Source organism: Paenibacillus marchantiophytorum, from assembly GCF_014640555.1.
In the GTDB taxonomy this organism is placed as follows: Bacteria; Bacillota; Bacilli; order Paenibacillales; family NBRC-103111; genus Paenibacillus_E; species Paenibacillus_E marchantiophytorum.
The window spans coordinates 46,466-52,823 of sequence record NZ_BMHE01000050.1; the positions used below are offsets into that span (position 1 = coordinate 46,466).

The window sequence follows — 6,358 nt, forward strand, 5'->3', positions numbered from 1 at the left end:
CGAAGGTGGAATTGCGTTTAATGGCGAAACAAAACTTCCTCTACGCGCAGTGGTAAGCATCATTTGCATCGCTAGAGGGTTATCTCACTATAAAAAAGCAGGTGGAGATTAACATGTCTGTGAATCAAAATGCATACGATGACAGTCAGATTCAGGTACTGGAAGGTTTAGAGGCGGTTCGTAAACGGCCGGGGATGTACATAGGTTCGACCAGTGCGCGTGGACTTCATCATCTCGTCTGGGAAGCCGTCGATAATAGTATCGATGAGGCATTAGCTGGCTTCTGTACGAAGATTGATGTCATAGTACACAAGAATAATAGTGTCACCGTTATTGATAATGGTCGTGGTATTCCGGTTGGTGAGAATGCGAAGTTGAAGCGTCCGACTTTGGAAGTTGTTCTAACGGTTCTTCATGCAGGCGGTAAATTTGGTGGGGATGATTCCGGTTATAAAGTATCCGGAGGTCTTCATGGTGTAGGTATCTCTGTTGTTAATGCCTTGTCTGAGCTGCTGACGGTTCAAGTTAAGCGTGATGGCAAAATTCATGAACAAGAGTATCGCCGCGGCGCGCCGCAATATGACGTGAAAGTCATTGGTGACACCGAGGAAACCGGTACAAAAGTGACGTTCCAGCCGGATCCGGAGATTTTCAAAGAAACCGTTGAGTACGATTACGATATTCTGCAATCCAGGATTCGCGAGCTGGCCTTCTTGAACAAAGGCATTGAAATTAATCTAATTGATGAACGTACAGATACTTCAAATACACACATGTATGAGGGCGGAATTGTTTCCTTCGTTCAGCATTTAAACCGTAACCGGGAAGTCGTTAATGAAACGCCGATCTACGTGGAGGGTTCCAAGGATAATATCTCCATTGAGATCGCACTTCAGTACAACGATAGCTATACGGAGAATATTTACTCTTTCGCCAATAATATCAATACCCATGAGGGCGGTACGCACGAATCCGGTTTCAAAAGCGCTTTAACGCGGATTTTGAACGATTATGCCCGCAAGAGCAATTCCTTGAAAGAAAGTGATTCGAACCTTTCCGGAGATGATGTGCGTGAAGGCCTTGCCGCTATTATTTCTGTGAAAATTCCGGAGCCGCAGTTCGAGGGTCAAACGAAGACCAAACTAGGAAATAGTGAAGTCCGTGGTATCGTAGAGTCTCTATTTGCAGAGAAATTGCAAGAATTCATGGAAGAAAACCCGGCAACAGCGAAGAAGATCCTTGAAAAAGGTATTCAGGCAGCAAGAGCCAGAGAAGCAGCTCGCAAAGCGAGGGAGCTTACACGTCGCAAAAGTGCATTAGAAGTTAGCGCCCTGCCAGGTAAATTGGCAGATTGCTCCTCCAAAGATGCTTCGATAAGTGAAATTTATATCGTAGAAGGTGACTCTGCGGGTGGTTCAGCTAAGCAAGGACGTGATCGTCACTTCCAAGCGATTCTGCCGCTTCGCGGAAAAATCTTGAACGTGGAGAAAGCGCGATTGGATCGTATTCTGTCCAATACCGAAATTCGCGCAATGATTACTGCTTTCGGTACAGGGATCAGTGATGATTTCGATATTGCCAAAGCTCGTTATCACAAAATTATTATTATGACCGATGCCGACGTCGATGGAGCGCATATTCGTACGCTGCTGCTCACTTTCTTCTACCGGTACATGAAAAAGTTAATTGAAACCGGTTATGTGTATATTGCGCAGCCCCCTCTTTTCAAATTGGAGCGCAACAAAACCATTCGTTATGCCTATAACGAAAAACAAAGAGAAGCAATCATGCAGGAGTTCGGTGAAGGCGCTAAAGTCAACGTTCAACGTTACAAAGGACTAGGTGAGATGAATCCGGGGCAGCTATGGGAAACGACGATGGATCCGGAAAGTCGTACATTCTTACAGGTAACGATTGAAGACGCGATTGAAGCAGATACACTTTTTGATTCTTTGATGGGCGACAATGTAGAGCCACGAAGGGATTTCATTGAGGAACACGCCAAGTACGTGAAAAATCTAGATATCTAAACGTCTCAGACGTTGCTAACGATGTAAGCTTTCAGGAGGAACATTCATGAGCGAAGAATTACATTCGCAAGTCAAAGAAATTGACATTTCGACCGAAATGCGTACATCCTTCTTAGACTATGCGATGAGTATCATTGTCAGTCGTGCACTGCCAGATGTAAGAGACGGCCTGAAGCCGGTTCATCGTCGTATCTTGTTTGCGATGTCTGAGCTAGGTATGTCTCCAGATAAACCACATAAGAAATCAGCGAGAATCGTTGGCGAAGTTATCGGTAAGTACCATCCGCATGGCGATACGGCTGTGTATGAAACGATGGTTCGGATGGCACAAGACTTCTCACTTCGTTATATGCTTGTTGATGGTCACGGTAACTTTGGATCGATCGATGGGGATATGGCAGCAGCAATGCGTTATACCGAGGCTCGTCTGTCGAAGATTGCTATGGAGCTCCTTCGCGATATTAACAGAGAGACTATCGACTATAAGCCTAACTATGACGGCGAAGAGAATGAGCCGGTCGTTCTTCCTTCCCGTTTTCCAAACTTATTGGTGAACGGGAGTTCAGGGATTGCGGTTGGGATGGCAACGAACATTCCGCCGCATAACCTGCGTGAAGTCATCGAAGGCATCCAGTTGATGATTCAGAATCCAGAGATTACGCCACTTGAACTGATGCAAGTTATTAAAGGACCCGATTTCCCGACGGCCGGCTTTATTTTGGGCCGTGAAGGAATCAGACAAGCCTATCAAACAGGCAGAGGCTCCGTTACGATGCGCGCTAGAACTGTTATCGAGGAAAACAATAACAAAGCTAGAATCATCGTGAATGAGCTGCCATATCAAGTAAATAAAGCTAGACTCGTTGAGAAAATTGCGGAACTTGTTCGTGAGAAGAAAATTGACGGTATCACGGATCTTAGGGATGAGTCCGATCGCAATGGGATGCGGGTTGTCATTGAGCTTCGTCGCGACGTCAATCCGAATGTTGTTCTGAACAACTTGTTCAAACAAACAGCGATGCAGTCGAACTTCGGTATTATTATGCTAGCGCTAGTTAATGGCGAGCCAAGAGTACTGAATCTTCGTGAGATGCTGCACTACTATCTCAAGCATCAACAAGAAGTTATCCGCCGCAGAACGGAATATGATTTGCGCAAAGCGGAAGCGCGCGCGCATATCTTAGAAGGTCTGCGCATTGCTCTTGACCACTTGGATCAAGTTATCGCTTTGATTCGTGCTTCCAGAACAACGGATGAAGCTAGAGAAGGACTCATGTCTACGTTCCATCTGAGCCTAGATCAAGCTCAAGCTATTCTGGATATGCGCCTACAGCGCTTAACTGGTTTAGAGCGTGAGAAGATCGAAGCTGAATACGCGGAACTTATGAAGAAAATCTCTGAGCTCAAAGCAATTCTTGCTGATGAGCATCTGATCTTGGCCATCATTAGCGAAGAATTAAATGAAATCAAAGAGAAATTCGGTGACGAGCGACGTTCCGAAATTACGGTTGGCGAGGAAAGCATCGAAGATGAAGACCTCATTCCGCGTGAAGATGTCGTTATCACGATTACACATACGGGCTATATCAAGCGTCTACCGGTTACGACGTATCGGAATCAGAAGCGTGGCGGACGAGGCATTGTTGGTATGGATACCAAAGACAACGACTTCGTGGAACATTTGTTCGTAACCAATACGCATCACTACCTGCTGTTCTTTACGAACAAAGGGAAAGTGTACCGTCTGAAAGCTTACGAGATTCCGGATTTGAGTCGAACAGCTAGGGGAACACCGATTATTAACTTAATCCAGATTGAGCAAGGCGAGACGGTGAATGCAGTAATTCCGGTCGAAAGCTTCGAAACGGAGCAGTTCCTATTCTTTGCAACGAAGCAAGGTGTTGTGAAGAAAACGCCGATCGACGATTATTCCAATATTCGTAAGGGTGGCTTAATTGCTATCAACTTGCGTGAAGATGATGATCTCATTGGAGTTAAGCTAACCGACGGCAACCAGGGGATTATCATGGGGACCAAGCTCGGTATGTCCATCCACTTCCCAGAGCAAGACGTGCGTTCCATGGGTAGATCTGCTACAGGGGTCAAAGGGATACAACTGGATGATGAGGATGCCGTAATTGATATGGATGTTGTCCATGAAGATAACAGTGTACTCATTGTTACAGCAAAAGGTTTCGGTAAACGAACGCCTGTTTCTGAATATCGCATCCAGTCCCGTGGCGGTAAAGGGATCAAAACGCTGAACGTTACAGATAAAAACGGTGATGTTGTAGGACTTAAAGTCGTACAAGAAGATGAGGATCTAATGATTATCACGGCATTAGGTACTGTCATTCGAACAAGTATGGACGGTATTTCGGTCATGGGTCGTAATACACAAGGTGTGCGCCTAATCAACATTCGTGAAGACGATGAAGTTGGAACTTTGGCTCGTGTGCAGAAGAATGAAGAGCAGAACGAGAACGAAGAAGACGGCGATTGGGAAGAATCAGAAGCAGCGGATACAGAAGAATAAATGTGGGGATGGGGCTTACAAACCCATCCCTTTTACTTTACAATGAGTAGTAATACGACAAGTTAAGGTGAGTGAGTGATCGTGCCGATGGTAGCCGTTTCGCAATTAAAATATGGTGAAAAATTAGGCGATAACGTAATAACGAAACTAGGGAATATCCTTTTTAATAAAGGGAAAATAATAAACGATCGAGATATTGAAATTCTCAAAGCATTTCTGATTTCGTCTGTCTTTATTGAATCCAAGAATGGCGATGAGACCGAGGATACGGTAGAAGAAACGAAATTGAAGGAAACCACGACGACCTCTCCCTTTCAAGTTGAATATCAGAATATGTTAAAGTTACTTAGGAGCGTTTTCCTTCTTGCCAATGGGGGACAACCCATCCCTATTCTAGATATTCGCAATGGACTTGAAGCACTCATCCAGCACATTGATGCCTATAAGGTACTTACGTTTGCGCCGAAGAATCGTAATCTGCAGGACTATATTTTTCATAAAAGCATTATGGTCAGCTTAACGTCCTACTCCCTAGCAAGATGGCATGGGCTCCCACAGAAGGATTTGGTGCAAATTGGGATAGCCGGTCTGCTGCATGACATAGGAACGTCCAGAGTTGATCCCGCTATACTGGAGAAGAAGGGCCGTCTAACAGATGTTGAGATGGATGAAATTAAGCAGCACACACTTATTGGCTATCAGATTCTTAAAAACATCTCCGGCATCAATGAAGGTGTGAAACTAACTGCCGTACAGCATCACGAGCGTGAGGATGGCTCCGGTTATCCTTTAGGAATTAAAGGCGATAAGATTCATATGTACGCCAAAATTGTTGCTATTGCTGACATCTATAACGCGATGACGAATGAACGTTACCATAAGACGGCCTTGTCGCCCTATATTGTCCTTGAGCAGCTCTTCACAGATTCATTCGGCAAAGTGGATCCAACACTAGTCCAAGTATTTATAAACAAATCTACTCAGATCAGTAATGGCACTTTGGTTAAGTTGAGTGATAATCGTGTAGGAGAGATTATTTTCTCGGATCGAGCTTATCCGACGCGGCCTTGGGTTAATGTGAACGGAACGATAGTCAACTTGACGCTAGAAAGAAACTTGTTCATCCAAGATGTCATCGGACATATCTAATAGATAAATGCTTGAGCTCGTCCCCCTTTCTGTAGGGGGATTTTGTATATATAAGGAGTTAATGTTGGAGTCGCTCGAAAGCGTTGTAGAACCTATTGCAGGCTAGGTTATTCCTATTATTAAAAAATAATAAAGAAAAGCTTGCATTCCTTAGTAGGATTTGTTATATTACTCCTTGTCGCTTCGGCGGTCGAACGAAAGAACGAAAGAAATTGAAAAAAAAGTTCTTGCAATCGAATAGGCCGATGTGGTATATTGATCAGGTCGCCTTTGAGGGGCGAAGGATGAATAAGGAAGAAATTGATCTTTGAAAACTGAACAACGAGTGAGTAAGCACGAACGAGCAATCGTTCAAAAAGAGATTGCAAAATCTCGCTAGCAAGTCAATGAGCATTTCAGCTTTCAGATATATGGGTGAGTAATCATCCACTACTATGGAGAGTTTGATCCTGGCTCAGGACGAACGCTGGCGGCGTGCCTAATACATGCAAGTCGAGCGGATTTGTTCCTTCGGGGGCAAGTTAGCGGCGGACGGGTGAGTAACACGTAGGTAACCTGCCTAACAGATCGGGATAACTATCGGAAACGATAGCTAAGACCGGATAATTGGTTTTCTCGCATGAGAGAATTATGAAACACGGAG

Annotated in this window: 3 protein-coding genes and 1 rRNA gene; all 4 read left to right on the forward strand. The window is 44.6% G+C overall.

The window, feature by feature from the left end; translation table 11 throughout:
- Positions 1 to 113 precede the first annotated feature (113 nt).
- Positions 114 to 2,030, forward strand: coding sequence for a DNA topoisomerase (ATP-hydrolyzing) subunit B (gene gyrB / locus IEY34_RS29940; protein WP_189019004.1), 1,917 nt, complete (start codon positions 114 to 116; stop codon positions 2,028 to 2,030).
- Between the two features lie 46 nt (positions 2,031 to 2,076).
- Positions 2,077 to 4,566: a DNA gyrase subunit A gene (gyrA, locus tag IEY34_RS29945; protein ID WP_189019006.1), complete on the forward strand. Its 2,490-nt coding sequence runs from the start codon at positions 2,077 to 2,079 to the stop codon at positions 4,564 to 4,566.
- A gap of 87 nt (positions 4,567 to 4,653) precedes the next feature.
- On the forward strand, positions 4,654 to 5,715 hold the full coding sequence (locus tag IEY34_RS29950) for an HD-GYP domain-containing protein (RefSeq protein WP_373291372.1): 1,062 nt from the start codon (positions 4,654 to 4,656) through the stop codon (positions 5,713 to 5,715).
- Between the two features lie 431 nt (positions 5,716 to 6,146).
- Positions 6,147 to 6,358: ribosomal RNA gene (locus IEY34_RS29955) — 16S ribosomal RNA — on the forward strand; the annotation flags it as partial.